This is a genomic window from Nocardia sp. NBC_01730 (assembly GCF_035920445.1).
Lineage (GTDB): Bacteria > Actinomycetota > Actinomycetes > Mycobacteriales > Mycobacteriaceae > Nocardia.
On sequence record NZ_CP109162.1, the window covers coordinates 4361395 to 4378991 of the forward strand.

At 63.1% G+C, this 17597-nt stretch carries 20 protein-coding genes and 1 other RNA gene; 11 read left to right on the plus strand and 10 right to left on the minus strand.

All coding sequences use genetic code 11. The features are described 5' to 3' along the window. Positions 1-3 precede the first annotated feature (3 nt). Positions 4-1035, plus strand: coding sequence for a hypothetical protein (locus OHB12_RS17410; protein WP_327109672.1), 1032 nt, complete (start codon positions 4-6; stop codon positions 1033-1035). Between the two features lie 194 nt (positions 1036-1229). On the opposite strand, the gene OHB12_RS17415 is transcribed toward OHB12_RS17410, so the two are convergent. Continuing rightward, positions 1230-1997 carry a DDE-type integrase/transposase/recombinase gene (locus OHB12_RS17415; protein WP_327109673.1) on the minus strand — a complete coding sequence of 256 codons (768 nt, stop codon included), beginning with the start codon at positions 1995-1997 and terminating at the stop codon, positions 1230-1232. A 29-nt stretch (positions 1998-2026) separates the two neighbouring features. Beyond that, the gene (locus tag OHB12_RS17420) at positions 2027-2308 is read right to left on the minus strand and encodes a transposase (protein ID WP_327109674.1); all 282 of its coding nucleotides are present in this window, start codon (positions 2306-2308) and stop codon (positions 2027-2029) included. 99 nt (positions 2309-2407) lie between these two features. Here OHB12_RS17420 and OHB12_RS17425 point away from each other — a divergent pair, with 99 nt between their 5' ends. The 6 genes from OHB12_RS17425 to OHB12_RS17450 all read left to right on the plus strand — a co-directional run bounded on the left by OHB12_RS17425 (position 2408) and on the right by OHB12_RS17450 (position 7942). Continuing rightward, complete coding sequence (locus OHB12_RS17425; protein ID WP_327109675.1) at positions 2408-2629, plus strand: hypothetical protein; 222 nt, start codon at positions 2408-2410, stop codon at positions 2627-2629. Between the two features lie 112 nt (positions 2630-2741). After that, positions 2742-3425 (plus strand): Crp/Fnr family transcriptional regulator, encoded by a 684-nt coding sequence (locus tag OHB12_RS17430; RefSeq protein WP_327121183.1) that lies wholly within the window; start codon positions 2742-2744, stop codon positions 3423-3425. Between the two features lie 34 nt (positions 3426-3459). After that, entirely contained in the window at positions 3460-4182 is a 723-nt protein-coding gene (locus tag OHB12_RS17435; protein ID WP_327109676.1) for a hypothetical protein, read from the plus strand. Beyond that, the gene (locus OHB12_RS17440; protein ID WP_327109677.1) at positions 4179-6314 is read left to right on the plus strand and encodes a hypothetical protein; all 2136 of its coding nucleotides are present in this window, start codon (positions 4179-4181) and stop codon (positions 6312-6314) included. Before OHB12_RS17435 ends, OHB12_RS17440 begins: the two co-directional genes overlap by 4 nt. A gap of 1 nt (position 6315) precedes the next feature. Continuing rightward, a complete protein-coding gene (locus tag OHB12_RS17445; RefSeq protein WP_327109678.1) occupies positions 6316-7392 on the plus strand; it encodes a hypothetical protein in 1077 nt (358 codons plus the stop codon). After that, positions 7379-7942, plus strand: coding sequence for a hypothetical protein (locus OHB12_RS17450; protein WP_327109679.1), 564 nt, complete (start codon positions 7379-7381; stop codon positions 7940-7942). Before OHB12_RS17445 ends, OHB12_RS17450 begins: the two co-directional genes overlap by 14 nt. Here OHB12_RS17450 and OHB12_RS17455 read toward each other — a convergent pair. Then, complete coding sequence (locus OHB12_RS17455) at positions 7926-8414, minus strand: hypothetical protein (RefSeq protein ID WP_327109680.1); 489 nt, start codon at positions 8412-8414, stop codon at positions 7926-7928. The two genes, OHB12_RS17450 and OHB12_RS17455, sit on opposite strands and share 17 nt — an antisense overlap. Positions 8415-8562: 148 nt before the next feature. Next, positions 8563-8727: a hypothetical protein gene (locus OHB12_RS17460; protein ID WP_442799806.1), complete on the minus strand. Its 165-nt coding sequence runs from the start codon at positions 8725-8727 to the stop codon at positions 8563-8565. Positions 8728-8828: 101 nt separating this feature from the next. On the opposite strand from OHB12_RS17460, the gene OHB12_RS17465 reads away from it, so the two are divergent. After that, positions 8829-9578, plus strand: coding sequence for an SDR family oxidoreductase (locus OHB12_RS17465; RefSeq protein WP_327109681.1), 750 nt, complete (start codon positions 8829-8831; stop codon positions 9576-9578). 12 nt (positions 9579-9590) lie between these two features. Beyond that, entirely contained in the window at positions 9591-9761 is a 171-nt protein-coding gene (locus tag OHB12_RS17470; protein ID WP_327109682.1) for a hypothetical protein, read from the plus strand. Positions 9762-9778: 17 nt separating this feature from the next. Here the strand turns inward: OHB12_RS17470 and OHB12_RS17475 are convergent, their stop codons facing one another. From OHB12_RS17475 to ssrA, 3 genes are all read right to left on the minus strand, one after another. Next, positions 9779-11035, minus strand: coding sequence for a cytochrome P450 (locus tag OHB12_RS17475; protein ID WP_327109683.1), 1257 nt, complete (start codon positions 11033-11035; stop codon positions 9779-9781). 420 nt (positions 11036-11455) lie between these two features. Next, a complete protein-coding gene (locus OHB12_RS17480) occupies positions 11456-12592 on the minus strand; it encodes a phage tail tip lysozyme (RefSeq protein WP_327109684.1) in 1137 nt (378 codons plus the stop codon). Positions 12593-12755: 163 nt separating this feature from the next. Then, positions 12756-13126, minus strand: a transfer-messenger RNA (tmRNA) gene (gene ssrA / locus OHB12_RS17485). A 681-nt stretch (positions 13127-13807) separates the two neighbouring features. Between ssrA and OHB12_RS17490 the strand changes: the two genes are divergently transcribed. Together OHB12_RS17490 and OHB12_RS17495 are read left to right on the plus strand one after the other, a co-directional pair. After that, the gene (locus OHB12_RS17490; RefSeq protein WP_327109685.1) at positions 13808-15121 is read left to right on the plus strand and encodes an ABC transporter substrate-binding protein; all 1314 of its coding nucleotides are present in this window, start codon (positions 13808-13810) and stop codon (positions 15119-15121) included. 11 nt (positions 15122-15132) lie between these two features. Continuing rightward, a complete protein-coding gene (locus tag OHB12_RS17495; protein WP_327109686.1) occupies positions 15133-16431 on the plus strand; it encodes an ABC transporter substrate-binding protein in 1299 nt (432 codons plus the stop codon). Between the two features lie 5 nt (positions 16432-16436). On the opposite strand, the gene OHB12_RS17500 is transcribed toward OHB12_RS17495, so the two are convergent. From OHB12_RS17500 to OHB12_RS17510, 3 genes are read right to left on the minus strand one after another with little or no spacing between them, the layout of a single operon-like run. Continuing rightward, positions 16437-16724, minus strand: coding sequence for a hypothetical protein (locus OHB12_RS17500; RefSeq protein WP_327109687.1), 288 nt, complete (start codon positions 16722-16724; stop codon positions 16437-16439). Between the two features lie 30 nt (positions 16725-16754). Then, entirely contained in the window at positions 16755-17228 is a 474-nt protein-coding gene (gene smpB, locus OHB12_RS17505; protein WP_327109688.1) for an SsrA-binding protein SmpB, read from the minus strand. Between the two features lie 55 nt (positions 17229-17283). After that, complete coding sequence (locus OHB12_RS17510; protein WP_327109689.1) at positions 17284-17463, minus strand: hypothetical protein; 180 nt, start codon at positions 17461-17463, stop codon at positions 17284-17286. Positions 17464-17597: the final 134 nt, after the last annotated feature.

Sequence of the window (17597 nt, forward strand, 5' to 3'; positions counted from 1 at the left end):
GCGATGACAACAGCCGCAGTTTGGGAGTCGCTTGACGCCATGGCCATCGCCTGGCGACGTTCGCGACGTGTAGCCGATATGGCAGCAGAATTGCCACCGAATCGTCGCTCGGGACGGCTCCTTCCAGCACTGGCTAAGTTTGAGGAGCGGGGACATGAAGCGGAATCAAATCCATTGCAAATCTATAAAGCGTTCCCGCATATGGGTCTACCCATCGATACCGCTACCGCGAAATTCATGTCTGATTCCGAGCAGGTGGAGCGATCACTCGTTACAACCGTCTGCTGGATACGGTCGCGCCTGCCGCACTATCCCAACATTCCTGCACCGCAGTTGGCCAACAAAAGCTTTCATATGGCGGCTGGCCTAAACTTCAATGTCCCATGGTCGAAGGAAGCCCTTGCCGCTGGATTTCAGTTCCAAAGCGCCCCGGTGCAACTAAATTCCGCCTTGGGAATTTCTGTGATACCGGAGGTCGTCGAATTAGCCGACCAGCTTGCACATACACCTGAATGGACAAAATTTAGTGAAGCATTTGCTAAGGTCGATTCTGGAGAACGGCGCGAATTGCTGAATGCTAGAAAAAAGCTCGCTAACAAGGTCCAAGAAATGGAAGGTGGTGGACTTCCGTCGGACGATCCGAGAATTACACTCAACCTACGAAAGTCCGTCACCCGAGAGGTAATTGAAGAACTCCCTGGTAACGCCAGGAATTTTGCCGACGCTTTCTCAGCGGTTGACGATCTAATCAACCTTGTGGCTGTAGACGTTTTCTCACAATTAATAGCATTTGGCCGACCGTCAGTCCTGTCGGAGGCGCGGGATATTGAGATGGACCCCGGCCCTCCACCTGTGGCTAGGTTCAACTCTGTCGAGCCGGCTCATATCAGCCGAATTTACTGGGTGAATCATCCACTGATTCGGGACGCCATCCAGATGGATCAGGCATTTCTAGGGACGCATGTAGTTCATGGAACGAGATTGCATTACTCCGGTAGGATTTTAACCGGGACAGGCCGCGCTTGGCCGCAATGATCGTGCTTCGATCTCGTCGGTCACCGATCAATCTGTGATTCAGCCCTACGACGAAGCCCAGCAGATGCTTGGTTCAAGAGGTTCTGTCCTACGCTCCCGTCCTGGTCGGACTGGCAAGATTCGAACCTCGAAACTTCGGTCGTCCAGATCGAGGCGCCGAACCACACTCGCCCGCTTGGGACGTAATCTAGGCGCTAATCAATGTGAGACTGAGCCCGGTCAGCTCGGCAACCTCTTGTCCCTTCGGGCCGGGTGCGCCACCAGCTCGGGATCAGATCCTCGGACAGGCCAGTCCAGTGGTTGCGGTTCAAACACTCATGGCGCAACCGCCGGTTGAACGGCTCGATGTAGCCGTTGTTCCACGGCGTTCCGGGCGGAATGTAGGAGATCCCGACCCGGTCGGCGCAGAACTGTTGCAGCGCATGGGAAATCAGCTCCGGGCCGTTGTCCATCCGCAGCACCTTCGGCGGCCCGCCAGCCGCGGTGAACACCTGCTCCAGCTCGGCGACCAGGCGCTGCGCAGTGATCGAGCGTTCGGTCAGGTGCAGCAACGATTCGCGGGTGTGTTCATCGACCATCGACGCGATCTTCACCGCCCGCCCATCGACAGTCGAGTCGAACTGGAAATCCAATGCCCACACCACCTTCGGTGCGTCAGCGTCGATCAATGGGACCGATGACTGCCCGGCCCGTTTCCGTGGCGAATGCGCCCGGACCTGCAGGCCTTCTTCACGCCAGAGCCGGTGGACTCGTTTCTTGTTCACGCCGCTGCCTTCGTCGAACCGCAACGCCGCCCATGCCCGCCGGAACCCGTGGCACGGGTTCTTCGTCGCATACGACCGCAGCCAGGCGTCGGGATCGGTGGGTGTTTGCGCGGGCGGCAGTCGCCGATACGTGGATCTGTGCAGCCCAACTACCTTGCACGCGAACCGTTCCGACATGCCTTTGACCTGTTGGAGCATGACCGCGGCTCGTCGCTTGGCCGCTGGGCTCACCATTTTCCCTTGGCGATCTCCCGCAGGACGTCCTTCTCCAGCTCGGCGTCGGCCAACAGCCGCTCGAGTCGGGCGTTCTGTTCGCGCAGCTCTTTGAGCTCTTTGGCGGCGTCGGTGTCCACGCCGCCAAACTGACGGCGCCAGTTGTAGAGCGTCGCGGCCGACACTCCGAGATCGGCGGCGATCTGCTCGCCGGTCTGACCTGTCGCGGCGAGCTCGTCGGCACGGCGGAGTTTACGCACGATGTCCTCTGCGGAGTGCCGCTTACGTCCTGCCATGGTCTTCAGTGTCCCTTCCAGCCCTGACCAGGGCCAACAAGGACTCTAAAACCGGATGGACTCATTTGAGACTTGGGATGGCCATTCAGTACGTGGAGCTTGTCGAAGCTGGTAGAAGTGTTGCTGAACAACGAGATCGCCGACATCAGCCGAGAGGCACTGCGGCAGATCCTCAAGGCTGGTGGGGAGTCCGTGGCAAGCGACGAAAACATGGAAGACCAGCAACGACCCCGAATGCCCAAGATGAACCGGGTCCTGGATTTGTATGACAACCCTCGTTCCACGATCCGGCGTCCGGATCATCTACCCAACGTCGCTTGACGCGGCACTAACTGCTCGTCAAGTATGTTGTTGCGCTTGATAATTCGATATCAGCCGATGAGTATCGGCGCAGCGTTTGCGTCGCGGAGGGGGAGATCTGAACGTCGACGAAGTGTGGAGACTCAGCCGAAATGCCCTGCTAGAAGTTGGCATACGACGTCAATGGCCGGTTGGGACCGTGCTGATGCACGAAGGCGAACGGTCAGAGCACGTCGTGGTCATCGAGGTCGGCCGCGTTAAGGTGACCTCGGCGGCGGCCAGCGGCAAACAGGCTTTGCTGGCAATTCGCGGACCCGGTGACTTGATCGGCGAGTTCTCGGCTATCGATGGCCGAGCGCGCTCGGCGACAGTGACCGCTTTGTCGTCGGTCACCGCGACGTCGGTGTCAGGCTCGGCCTTCCGGGACTTGCTCGTCGGCGACGGCAAGATCGCGTTCACGCTCCTGCAGGTGGTGGTCAATCGCCTGCGCGAAGCCGATGGTCAGCGCCTCGAGTTCGGTGCCTATAGCGTCACCGAGCGGATCGCGCGTTTGCTGATCGACTATGCCCGGCGCTACGGGGAGCGCGGTGATGACCGAGTGATCATCGCTCTGGCGTTGTCGCAGGAGGAACTGGCCCACGCCGCGGGAGCGTCCAGAGAAGCAGTCTCTAAGGCGTTGAAGCGGCTCCGCGACCTGGGCGCGGTGCGGACCGGGAGACGGCGAGTGGAGTTGCTGCGACCAGATCTCCTCGCCGACATCGTAGAGGGCCTGCCGAGTGTGCATTTGGACGCAGACGCGGCGGGATACCTCCGATAGACATGAGCCGACCCAAACCGTATGGAGGTAGACCATGAACGGACCGGTGCACTGCACATTTGTCGTCGTCGATGTCGAGAACTCGAGTCGGCTGAGCAACCCGGAAATCACGGGGATGCGTTCGAACCTGTACCGAATTCTCGATGAGGTGACCGATCGCACCGGATCCGTTGTCGCCAATGATGATCGGGGCGATGGTTGCATGCTCGTCCTCGAGCTTCCTGTGCTGGAGGTGCTCGACAAGGTTGTCGAGTCGGTCGTCGAGGGGGTTCGTGCCCACAACCAGACCGTTGGCCCGCTCGAGTGGATCCGAGTACGCGTCGCCGTGCACGAGGGCTACGTGAACAGGGACCATCGAGGTTGGTCGAGTGATGCACTGACTGCCACGTTCCGGCTCAACGAAACCTCGGTAGTCAAGGGCACTCTGAAGAACGCGAGCAGGGCCGTCGGGGTCGTCGTCGTCTCCGATGTCGTGTATCAGGGGGTTGTGCGGCACAACTACCGGCCGACGGTGACTGCCGCTGAGTATCGCGCCGCTGACATCAGGACGTCCGAAGGCGAGGTCAGGGCATGGCTTCGGGTGCCTGGCTACCCCGAGCCGCCGCTTCCCGTCGACGCCGCCGAACTGACGAGGACAAGGACGAAGCAAGCCGTCCGGGCGGATGAGTTCGGGTCGATCAAGGCCAACAACATGATCATCGGAGATGTCCGGGCCCGCACCATTATCGGCGGCGACAACCGAGGGGGCGCCGCGTGAGTGATTCGGAGGAGTCGGTCGCAGGTGAGACGCCGGCAGCAGATCCGGAGCCGATCGAAGACGCTGAGGCGGAGGCGAACAAGATTCGCGAACGAGCCACTGATGCTGAGCGTAGACGCGAATCGCGTGCTGTAGCGAGCGCTAGGTTCGAAGCGCTAGGTTCGATGGACGGGCGGCTCTCGCTCACCGCAAATACGGTGATCTTCGGTAGCACACAGGTCGGCACTCTGATCGGCCGCGACAACTACGGGGGCGGGTCCGGGGCGGGTTTCGAACGAAGCGGTCAAGTGGAACCACGCAAGCTCCGCGATCTCGAGCAGATTTTCGTACCGCCGCCGAAGTTCGAGCAGTTGTGCGATCGGCTGGGGTCGCAGTCGGTACTGCTGCTGCGCGCTCCGAAAGGGTGGGGACGAACCGCCACCGCACTGCGAGCGCTGAGTCGGCAATGCGCGTCAGGTGTGCACAAGCTCAGCCCTGATGCGGAGTTGAGATCGCTGGACATCGAGTTCGATCGCTGCACGGGCTACTTGTTCGATACACCGCACAGCCAGCAACTACGCACGCTGAGTGAATTCCACCTCGAACAACTAGGGCGGCGGCTGGTCGAGGTCGAGAGTCGATTGATCGTCGTTGTCGATGATCAGGCCGAGCTCAGCCCCGACGCTGGGCCATTCGTGCTGGACGTCGGTGAGCCGGCCGACGTCACGGCGATACTGAGGAAGCACCTGCTCCGGCAGCTCGCCGAGGACGATCTCGGCGTGCTCTCGCGCCTCGAGGTCGCGGCGCTGCTGAGCATGGTGGAAGAGCACCGTCCGTCCGCCCACGAACTCGTCAACCTGGCTGCGCGACTGGTCGATGTTGCCGTAGGTCGAATCGACATCGACGAGATGGTCGGTCGGTATGCGGCCGCCGAGGACAATCGGTTCCGGCAGTGGTTCGACGAGCTCGACACCGATACTCGCCCATTCGCGATCGCCTTGGCGGTGTTCAACAACATGCCGCTGCACATCGTGTCCGAAGCGGGCCGAGCACTGGCGAGTTCGATCGTCGATGCGGAGGCTCTCGACGGCGCCGGGTCAGGTCAGACGGTGTTCGGCGTGCGGAGCACCGAATTGCTGAGTAGAGCTCAGGCGCAGTTGTATCGGTCCCATGAGGACACGTTGTACGGCCGAATCACCGTCTATGCAGTGCGTTTCGTGGACGAACGTTTTCCGCAGCGGCTGCTTGAGTACGCATGGCAGGAGTATCCGGCCGCGCACCAGTTGGTTCGTGACTGGCTGCGTGAACTCGGCGGTTCAGACGACCTCAGAGCGAGCACGCGTGCGGGCGTCGCCGTCGGCTTGTTGTCCACCTTCGAGTTCGAATACGCCAGACGGTTGGTGATCGAACCATGGGCTGACAGCGGTCAGCGGCACGACCAGTACGCCGCGATCGGCGCGCTGCAGTTTTCCAGTCTGCAACCCGAGCTCGCGCCGCTGGTCGCGGAGATGCTCGAGGCATGGGTCCAGCCGACGCAACCGATGGCTCGGCGGGTCACAGCGACGGCTGCTCTGGGCAGCACCGTGGGGCAACTCATGCCGGACCGTGCACTCCGGCTGTTACGGCGCTCAGCTCGTAGCTCCGATCCGGATCTGCGAGATGCTGTGTGTTACAGCATGATCGAACTCTTCAGTAGCCGTGAGCTGGATGTCCGTGTGTTGCGTGATCTGCGGAGGTGGACCGTGTCGCGACGGAGGGGCGTGCGCTACACCGGATTCTTGTGCATCCTGCAACTGAGTTTCGATCTGGTAGCCGAGACAGTCGGCGGTGTTGAGCCGTGGCCGAGGCTGGTCTGGCTGGCCGACCAATCCGACGAGCACCGCGATCACATCGTCGTGCTGTTCGCCCGCCTCATGCAAGCGCCGTACTTCCCGCCCGCCGCCTATGCCGAAATCAAGCGATGGGTTCAAATCGCCGAACGCGACCCGCAGTTCCGCGGGCCGCTGGGACGACTGCTCGTCGACCTGGAAACGGTAGATCAGAACGACGGAATGGTGCCGTTTCACCTCCGTGAATGGGCTGGCGAGGACGGCGGTCCGAGGGCGGCCGTCGACGAACTGCTGACAATGCTCGACGCGAAACAGGGGGTTTGACATGACAATCGACCGGACACGGCAACTCATCCAATACGCGGAAGTGCAGAGGTCCGCATGGCGCGCCTTCCGCCCTCCGACAGACGGGCATGCGGCCGTATCGGTAGACCGGGCAGGGAGCCTGACGCTGCTGACGCGCCAACCATCGGCAGGGGAGATATTCTTCCGGCCGCCAATGGGCGTGTACTGGGTGGACGTCGCCGTCCACCACAACTCGTGCAGATTCGATCTGCCCACGGCTGAGGGCGTATTCACCTTCACAGCCGAAGTCGATGTGACCTGGCGGGTAGTCGATCCAGAGAAGGCGGTCAAAGACCGACCGGCCACCGGTGAACTGGTGTATCGGCCCTACCTCGAACAGCAACTTCGCCGGCTGAGTCGCGAATACCAGGTGGAGCACTTCGCGGTAGCAGAGCGTGAGATCAATGATCACTTCGACAAACCGATCGCGTTGGATTGCGGCATATCGCTATTGAGCTGCTCGGTGAAGCTGTCTCCCGAAGCCGGCACGCACGCGTATCTCCAAGAGGCCACATTCGATCACCGGAAAGCTCAGCGTCGTGAAGCCGAACACGGTGCCCGCATGCACACTGCGCATTTGCAGTCGAGTGAGAACGAAACCCAGCACGGGTTGCAGCTGCAGACGTCCCACCAGAGCTATGAGCTCACCAAGTTCGCCCAGCAGCGCAGCCTCGAGCTGGAGCAGCAGCGGATGAGCTTCTACGCGGAGGCGATTGAGCGCGGTGACCTCAGCCCTCTCGCGCACCGGCTGGCATCCAACCGCAGCGATGTCAACGAGGTCATCGGGCTGATGATGCAGCAGAAGCAGGTGGAGTTCGATGCCGCGCACGCCATGTTGAAGGCGCTGCTCAACCAGAACCTGGTCAACAAACGTGATGTCCAGGACATCCTGGCGCACGCGTCCGCGGCGATCGCCGACCAGGTGAATCCGGCGTCCGTGGGGTCTGGTTCAGTGGCGCCGCCGAAGGCCGAGCTGGTCGTGTCGCCGATGGCGGCGCTCATGCAGAATGCCGAGGTGCTCGACCGGTCCGACGAAAATGACGATGACGATGACTAACCCCGGCATCACGGTGAACCCGTTGACCGAGCTTCCTTTCGGCGGCGGACTGATCAGGCAGTTCGACAAGTTTCTGCTCGACCTGGGATTCACAGCGAGGTGGGCCGAGACTGTCGAATTCTTGATGATCGTGGGGGTCGTGTTCGCCGTGCTGACCCTTGCTGTGGGCAAGTTGGTGCCGTGGGTGAGCGGCAAACTGGCCGGACACGAAGAACGTCTCACGGCTCCTGTTCCGGCCGTGTTGCTGGCGCCGGAATGGGTGATTACCAAGGCTCTGGTGAAGGCTGGGCGCATACCAGGGTCCTTCGTGCATGGCTACGGTGAGAGTGTGCTCGTGCTGGTCGATTGGTTGCAGGCGGTGTTGGCGGCTGTCCTGCGACTACTCGGATCGGTCGGCAAGTATGGCCGACCGATCGCGGGTGTGCTGCTCGTGCTGGGACTTCTGTCGTGGAACAGCAATTCATGCGTGGGCGATAGCCTGCCCTGCGTGTCTCCGGTTCAGCACTGGACCACGCAATTCGAAGGACCGCTGGTCAGACCGGTGCGCTGAGTAGTGCCGCGGTGAACCAGGCCAGAAAGACGACGAGACTGATCGCCGTCCAGCGCAGTGCCACACCGAAGCGGCGGTACTTGTGCTGGGCGATCTCGGCGAGAGTGCCAGCCTGCTGCCACGCCTGATCGGCCAGCGTCGGAGCTGTCGGCCGACCGCTCACGTCGGTAGGAAAGCTCGGAAAGCAGAACCAGTTCCCGGGACCGGCGCTACCCAGCCGCGGCCGCAGCGTCGCGGCGAGGTAGCCCATGCACACGATCAGGCTCACTGCGAGTCCGATCGCCATCACGACCAGAGCGGTGCTCATGGATATGCGTGTGGTGGTGACCAGTCCCGTCAGTACGAATCCGTTGGCGGTCAACAACAGTCCCGCCTTGGTGTCAGCGGCCAGTATGACGCGGTTGAACTCGGCGACGGTGCGGAGCGCGGTGTTGAGGTCATCGACTGGGCTGAGGCGGTTGCGAAACATCATGGGATCAGCACAGCAGTGGTTTGACGTGCACTCCAGGTACAAAGGCACACACTGCAGCCCCAGTTTCGCGTCGGTGAATAATCCAGTTCGGGCTACGTCAACTGACCCCCTCGAACCTGACGGATGAACCGATGTCCGACAACAGCACTCAAGGAGTGTGTAACTGACATCTCACCCCCGCGAGCAGGGCGACCTCTTCGCGGCGCAGGCCGGCGACGCGCCGCTGACCGCCGCCGAACATCCCGAAGTCCTCCGGTCGGGCCAGCTCGCGGCGCGCCCGCAAGAAAGCGCCCAGTTGATTGTCGGAGTCCATATCCCGAGCCTAGGTGAGCCGTGCCGCTCCTGGGTGGTCCCGCGACTACCAGGAAGTCCGCGACCTGGCAGGCGAGGGCGCTGGAGACGAACGTAGTAGGCATGACAAACAACATCGCAGGCCGCGTCGCGGTCGTCACCGGAGCATCGAGTGGAATCGGCGCCGCCACCGCACGGCAGCTCGCGCACAGCGGCGCCAAAGTTGCCCTGCTCGGCAGGCGCAAGGATCGTATCGAGGAACTCGCCGCCGAAATCGGTGGTGACGCGCTCGCCGTCGCCACCGACGTCGGCGACCAGCAGTCCGTACGGGACGCCGCCGCCACAGTGCGTGCGGCATTCGGTGCCGTCGACCTCGTCGTCGCGAACGCCGGCGTAATGCTCGCCGCACCGTTCGAGTCCGCGCCCACCGATGAGTGGGACCAGATGGTCGGCACCAACATCAACGGATTGCTCTACACCGGAAGGGCTTTCATCGACGACCTGCTCGCGGCGGCGACCGCGGGCAGGCAGTCCGATCTAGTGCTGGTCGGATCGGTCGGCGGACACATGGTGTTCCCCAACTACGCCGTGTACAGCGCCACGAAGGCCGCGGTCGCGCATCTGACCCGGAACCTGCGCGCCGAATTCGGCCCACGTGGCGTGCGGGTGAAGAATGTCGAACCCGGCTTCGTCGGCACCGAACTCGGTTCGGGCATGCAGGACGAGCAGCAGCGTGCCGGGCTGGAGCAGTGGCGCACCGAGATCGAGATCCTCGAACCCGGCGACATCGCGAATGTCATCGCGTACGCCGTCGCGGCACCGAAGCACGTCAACATCGCCGAGCTGATCGTGGTACCGACCCAGCAAGGCTGATCACGGTTTCGGGTGGTCGATCCGGCGGATGACGGACATTGCCCCGGTTCTGCGCCACGCCGACCCGAGGACGCCTCGGCGATAGCCGAGGTCTGGCACCACGGCTGGCGTGACGCGCACCTGGGCTACGTTCCCGACGCCTTGCTCACCGTCCGGCCCCGCCGCACCGCAGCGAACCCGTAGCTCCGTGATTCCGCCTGCTACGCCTCAGGTAGCGGCGGGGATTTCGGGAATATGACCGGCAGCGCGGTCAATGCTCGGTGGAACGGGCCCGGCCGCCAGGTCAGGTCGCCAGGCGCTACCGCAAGGCGTATCTCCGGTAGGGCGTCGAGTAGTTGGTCGATGGCGTCCTGAGCGACCAGGTAGGCAATCGACCTGGCGGGGCAGACATGCGGTCCGGCACCCCAAGCCAGATGGGAGCGATTTCCCGCGTACTGGTCGGCACCGATCGCGGGATCGTTGTTGCAGCCGGCGATGCTGATGACGACCGGTTGGTGAGCGGGTAGCCAGACACCATCGATCAGGATCGGCTGCCTCGGAAAGCTGAAGCAGAAATTCGCCATCGGCGGATTGTTGAACAACACCTCGTCGAGGGCGTCCCGGGTCGACTGGCTCCCCGCCAGCACACTGTCGCCCAACCGCTCGTCGGTGAGGATCAGCAGCAGGGTGTTGACGATCAGATTCAGCTGCGGTTCAATGCCAGCGCCGTACAGCGTGCCCAGCTGATGCACCATCTCCGTATCGCTCAGCCCGTCCGGGTGCCACAGCATCCGTGTGGCGACATCGTCGCCGGGTTCGGCTCGCTTGAGCAGAGTCAATTGCAGCATCGCGTCGGCGAGCGTCTTGTTTCCCTTTTCCGCATCGACGCCCTCGAAGATCGCGGCCATACCCTGAGCGGCCTGCTGTGCGATCTCGGCGGGACAACCGAGCATGGCGTTCAGCACCGCGAAGGCGAGCGGAAACGCGTACTGGCGGACCAGATCCGCGGACCCGTCCGCGCAGAACGAATTGATCAGCGGTATCGCGATCTGCGCCACGGTGTCGTGCAAGCTGTACTGATCGACTTTGTCGAGACCCGCCACATTGGTTCGCCGATAGCGGGCATGTTCGGCACCTGCACTGCGCAAGGCGTTCGGCCGCCACTGCATCATCGGCAGCACGGGGCAGTCGGTGGGAACGTTCTTCTGCCAGGCGCGCGGATCCGCCGGGAAATGGTCTGGGTCGTTGAGGATCCGAACCGCGGCGTAATACCCGATCACCAAGGTTGCGGGCACACCCGGTACCAATTCCACCGGCACCAACGACCCGTACTGTTCCCGCATCTCCCGATAGGCGCGGTGCGGATCCGCCGCGAACTCCGGTGAAAACAGCGATACCCGTGGGCCATCGGTGTCGATCGGCGAATCCAGCGGGGCACGACCGGATCGGCTGTGCGCTGGGGAGGAGGGCATCGACATAGGCGAGAAACTCCAAGCGTTAGAACAACAAGCCCCGTGAGCCTATGCAGCCAGCGAACTTTCCGCACCCTGAACTGCTCAACCGACGCACCTTCCGGGCTCGAGCGCAACACCGATTCCCCCGTCGGCTTCCGCAAAAGGCCCGGACACAGCTGGTCGCCGTGCGTGTGACCAGGCAGTCGCAGGTCGACGCCGTTCGCGGCGGCGTCGTGGATGAGGATGGGCTGGTGCGCCAGGACTACGCCCGTGTACACGCCGACCTTCATCGACCCGTCCCGACTGATGCGCCGATGCGCGACCAGCTGCGAGCCAGGGTCGATGGCACCTTCCAGGCGAACCCAGGCATGCGGTGGTACATCGACCTCGGCAGCAATGGTTCGATCTCGGCCTGTGGAGTGAGCGGCCTCGGCCGGCACGAAACTACGCCATCATGGAGACGTCTTTCGTGGTATTCGGAATGGACGCCGCGAAGGCTGTCGCATTGTTGACACGCTCTTGCCGACTGGTGCCAGCGCTTCTTTCGTAGTATTGGTCGAAGGCCGCCGCGCCTTCCGCAGGCGATATTGCGGCCCGACTTCTAAATTTCGCCCAATTGCCCTTTTCGGAGGTTGCAGCTTCATGCATCATGAAATCGACCTGCGCCTTCCAATCACCGACCCGGCTGCCCGCGTAAGCCCGCAGCGCGTCATCCCGTCCCCCTTCCCACTGGATCAGACCTATGGCGCCTTCAGCCGCATTGTGTGCGGCGGTGTTGAAGCTGGATTCGGTCTGCATATTACCGAGGATGGCAGTCGCCTCATTGTGCGTCAGGCCGTATTTGTCCCTGAGGTACCGATAGATTTCCTCTGCCTTCGCTTTCTGGCCGCTGGATATCGGCTGGGCATTCCCGGCGGAACCTGAGTACGAGACCGGACTACCTGCGCCGGAGCCGCTGTAGCCACTAGTTGTCGGATAGCTGTTTCCGGCGTAAGAGGGAGTACTCCCGTTGTAGGTGGGAGTGGAGCCGCCGATCCCGTCAGCCTGTTGCGTGATCTTCGCCTGGGCGTCCACGACCTTGTCATGGGTGTTGACGACAGCCTTGGCCACGGCCGACATGAGACCTAGCTCGGCACTCACTGTCAAATGTTTCGGAGGGTTCGGATTTTCTTTTGTCGGCGTATCCTGAACCGGATCAGGTGCCTTGTCCAATGCATCCTTGAGCTCGGTGACATAAACCTGGATGTCGGAAAACGCGCTCGCAGCGATTCCGGATGTCGCAAAGGTGGAGGTGTCTACGCCTTCATCGGTGACATGTATCGCCTCTTTGGCGGCGCCGACCACCTTCCCCAAATCGCCGTAGTTCTTGACCATCACACCGCCGCTTTTCTCGTCGATGTCGATGACCTTGCCATCGCCTTCCAATCGCTGCGAGTAATCGGGCACAGTGGTGTCCCCCGAGCCGAGCACCTCCAGACAATCCTCGATCGCTCTCCCGCCCCAATCGATAAAGTTCTTCAGCGCCCGCGATGATCCATCGGGATGCTTCAGGGGCATCACCTTGTAACGCTCGCCGGTCATCGGAGGCTCCGCTTCTCGGGTACCGCCATCGCATCCTCAACTCACTACAGGACTAACAGGCCACCGTGTGACCCCTTCCGTAACTGCCCTATTCAAGCATCAACCATCCCCTGTGCTGGGAAACGAGAAAGACCCACGCTCTCCATGAGCGTGGGTCTCCCTCGAGTGGAGCTGCCGGGAATCGAACCCGGGTCCTCCGCCGCGTCTCCAGGGCTTCTCCGTGTGCAGTCCGCTAGGTCTCTACTCGGATCTCCGGGTCTCGCGAACAAGCTCGGATGACGATCCCAGTCGCTGTTTGTTGTCCCGCACTACTCCGCGACCGAGTAGGACGGTGAGCCCTCTAGCTGATGCCGGCACCGGAGCCGAGGGCATGCCCCGGGCCGACAGAGACGCTCTGCTGGTTAGGCAGCGAGAGCGTACTCGCGCTGATGAGAATCGGCGCTTAATTGGTTGCAGCGACGCTTACGGTGGTCTCTTGCCTGCACCGACACGCTTCCCCTGAATCTACGTACAAAGTCGAAACCGTTCAGCCCCGTACGTCCCGGCTCCTTGCCGGGCTGTTCATCTTAACACCGCCCAGATCACGGATCATCCCATTATTTGGCAGTGGCGGGCGCCACACTCCCGCTGTCGCACATCGCGGCCGCCGCGCCAGTCGTAAAGCTCGCTCCTACCGTCTCGGGTGCCCTCGGCGTCCACCGAGGCGAGCTCGGGCGTCATGACCATCACCCTGACTCGTGCGCTGATTCCGGCCCGGATCGCGGCCCGCCCCGGATCGACACCGCGCAACCCCTGACCGCTCGAGGCGCGGTGCCGAACCGCGTTTCAGAGGATGAGCACCGTCTCAGATCCGCCGCCGACAATCTGGACGGTGGCCCAATAGGCGCGCTCGGTACGCATAGACCGTCTCGGCCGATGGCCAGGACGCGCGCCCGGCATGAGTCGCGGACAGTGCGGTTTCGCGGGTACACGACCCCAACATCTGGACGGCTTCAGACTGTGAACCTGACCTCCGCACCCAGTGGGCCGGGCGTCGACGAGCCCCATCTCGCAGCGCAGCAGGCGACGGTCGGTGCCCCGCCGGACGCGGACACGCCCGGCCTTCCCGAGTGCTGGCACACGATTGCCCCGGCCCGATGCCGAAGCGACTTACACTGCACGAGCCGTCCGCTCGGCCCTGGGCAGCGGGTCTCGATTTCAGACTAAGGAAACACTTTGGCAGTACCGACAATTCGGGACAGGTTGCTGCGCCTGTCCGCCCTCACCATCATCGCCGGGCTCGTCCTTTCCGGTTGCTCCTATCTGCGAGGCAACTCGGCGCGAGCCGTCGAACCGGGTGTCACCGCCGATCCCTGCCCGAACGCCGTCGACACCAGCAAAGGCTGCATCTATCTCGGCGTGCTGTCCGACCTGACGAGCGGACCGTTCGCCGCGCTGGGCAAGGACATCAACAACGGCCAGTTGGCGTTCTGGCGGGCGGTGAACGCGGCGGGCGGGATCGGCGGCAAGTACGAGGTCGACATCGCCACCTACACCGAGGACACCTCCTATGATCTGCAGAAGCACTCCGAGGCGTATCAGCGGATCGAACCGCATGTGCTCGCGCTCTCGATGAGTCTCGGCACCTTGCAGACGCAGAAGATGCTCGACCGGATGGACTCGGAGGATATGGTCGCCATCGGCGGAACCCTATGGTCGGGCTGGCAGTTCGAGAACAGCGACAAGGGGCTGTTGCTGGAGTCCGGTTACTCCTACTGCTCCGAGGCGATCATCGCCCTGGACTGGGTCGCGGAGCAAAAGGCGAAGCCGAACTCGATCGCTACTGTCAGCTACCAGGGCGATTATGGCGGTGATTACTCGACCGGCGCGAAGAAGTGGGCCTCCGCCAACCGCGTCGACGTGGTGGCGCAGATTGATACCGAACCGAACACGCGGATCGGCAATCAGGACGCCGCGGTCGCCAAGATCCTCGCCGCGGGAGCGGATCTCGTGCTGCTGGCCACGGGTCCAGCGGAGGCGGGCGAGATCATGGGCAAGGCGGCGCTGGCGGGCTACCGTGGCGGGTTCCTCGGCTCCGGCCCGACCTGGAGCGGCGGCCTGCTGAAAAGCCCTGCGGCGACCGCGATCACGGCACGGTACAACATGACCTCGCCGCTGGACGGCTGGGACGGCACAAGCGTTGGCGCCAAGAAGGCGCGCGCCTCGGCGACAGTGGAGCCCTCGACCTGGGGTTACAGCGCTGGCTGGATGTTCTCCTACCCGATGAAGGCACTGCTGACGAGGGCCGCGGTCGAAGGCAAACTCAGCCGCAAGGGCGTCCGCGAGTCGGTACCCGGCCTGCGCGTCGACTACGAGGGAGCGATTCCCGAATATACCTATGGCGCAGCGAAACCCGACCTTTCCCGACAGCGGGCGATCATCGAGATACCCGACCAGACCGCGCCGCTGGGCGCCAAGACCTTGGCGTCCGACTATCACGGCCCGACCCAGGACCGCATCTCCCTCACCGAGCCCTGCGTGCAGCCGTAAGAGAGCCAGACATGGGATTCACCAGCAACCGTCGCCGACTATTTCGTATCGTAGCCGCGCCCCTCGCGTTCGGGCTCATGTTGACGGGCGCCTGTTCGACGTCGGCGCCCGCCGCGACGCCCGGCATTACCCGCGCGCCGTGCCCGCAAGCTATCCACAAGGACAAGGGCTGCATCTACCTCGGCGTTCTGTCCGATCTGAACAACGGCCCCTTCGCACCGCTCGGAAGGTCCATGCAGGACGGGCAACTCGCGTTCTGGAACGAGGTGAACAAGAAGGGCGGTATCGGCGGCTACGAGATCGACATCGCGACCTACACCCGCGACACCGCCTACGACCCACGCAAACACGTCACGGAATTCGAGAACGTAGCACCGCACGTGCTCGCGCTCGCGATGAGTTTCGGTACCGCGCAGACGCTCGCGGTTCTCCACGATATGGACGAGGCAAACCTGGTGACGGCGGCGGGCACGCTCTGGTCGGGCTGGCAATATCGCTCCACCGACCATGACCTCGTGCTGGACGGCGGCTTTTCGTACTGCACCGAAGCCGTTCTCGGTTTGGATTGGTTCGCGCAGAACCACTACCAACCGCGCACGCTCGGAGTGGTCGCCTACCGCGGCAACTACGGCGGCGACTACGCCAGCGGGGCACTCAAGTGGGCGTTGGACAACGGCGCGACGATTGCCTCACGGATCGACACCGGTCCCAACAGCGAGGTCGGTAACCAGGACTTCCCGGTTGCCGAGATCATGGCCAACCCACCCGATCTCGTCCTGCTGGCCACCGGGCCGGCTGAAACCGCCGAGATCGTCAGCAAACTCGCGAAGGACGGCTACACCGGCCGTTTCCTCGGCTCCACACCGACTTGGAACAGCGCGTTGCTCAAAACACCTGCCGCACAGGCACTCACCACGCTGTACAACTACACCTCGCCGTTCGACGGCTGGGACGGGAACAGCATCGGGGCCCAACGCGCCAGGAACGCCGCACCAAGCGAACCGACCAACTTCGGCTATAACCTCGGCTGGGGCTTCTCCTATCCGCTGAAGACGCTGCTGACCAAGGCCGCCGAGTCGGGCGCACTCGACCGGCCGACCCTGCGCAAGATGCTCGACGGGCTCACCGTGGATTCCGAAGGCATGGCGGCGACCCAGATCTACGGGCGCGATGAACCCGACGTCACGGTGCAGCGTGCGATGGTCAACGTGCCCGATCCGAGTACGTCGCTCGGTTCGCACACGGTGGTCGCCGACTACCAGAGTCCCACACTGAAGCGGATCGCTATCCACGAACCGTGTACCCGGTGATCCGCCTACCAGGCCGCGGCGATGAGCGCGACCGCGGCCGACACAAGGACCGAGCCGACCTGCCGCTGGCGATGGACCTGCTCACCGAGCGGCACCATCACCAGCAGCACGGTCGGCGGGTACCGCGAGCCGATCACGCTCACCAGCGACAGCAAGCCGTAGACCTCGTATAGCAGCACCACTTTGCCGATCGTGGCCAGCACGCCGAAGTACCTGGCCGACCACAGCGGTTCGCGCAGCCGCCGGAACTCCCCTATGGCCAACCATACGACTCCGGCGGCGGCGCGCTGCATGAACAGTGGCCACAGCCCGGAGTCCGGCGGTCACCTCATGCCTTTGATCCGCCGTCCCAGCTCGCGGGTGACCTCGCGCTCCGCGGTGCGCCGGGCCAGGTCCTGACGCTTGTCGTAGTCCTGCTTACCTTTGGCCAGGGCCAGCTCGACCTTCACTTTGCCGTCAGAGAAGTACATCGACAGCGGCACCAAGGTCTGGTTGCCCTCGCGCGACTTGCCGACCAGCCGCTCGATCTCGCGCTTGTGCAGGAGCAATTTGCGTACCCTGCGCGGCGAGTGGTTGGTCCAAGTGCCGTGGCTGAACTCGGGAATATGCAGCCCGCGCAGCCACACCTCGCCGTTGTCCACCGTCGCGAAGGCGTCAACGAGCGAGGCCTTGCCCTCACGCAGGCTCTTCACCTCGGTGCCGACCAGCGCGATCCCGGCCTCGTAAATATCCAGGATCGTGTAGTTGTGCCGCGCCCGGCGGTTGGTCGCGATGACCTTACGCCCCTTCTCCTTCATAACGGTCAACTCTAAGTGACGCGGCAACCGGAATATTCCCGCAGGTCGCACACCGCTAACCGCCCTGGTGCAGCACGATGTAGAGCGCGAGGACCGCGACGAACGCGCCGACCAAGACCACCGTGGACAGCCTCGGCCCACCGCGGCTGTGCGGCAGCGGCGCGGCCCCATGTCGCAGCCACACACCCTCCACGGATGGATCGCTCCTGCTGGGAACGTACGGCGGCGCGTCCATGGGTTCGCCTCCCGGAGAGCCGGTAGAAATGTCGGCCCCGTCGTCGCTGGGACCATCACCCGGTGCCATAACCGGAACGGTAGCCGCACCGACGGCGACACGCTGCAATTCTCGCGCGCCGCAACACAGTGGGA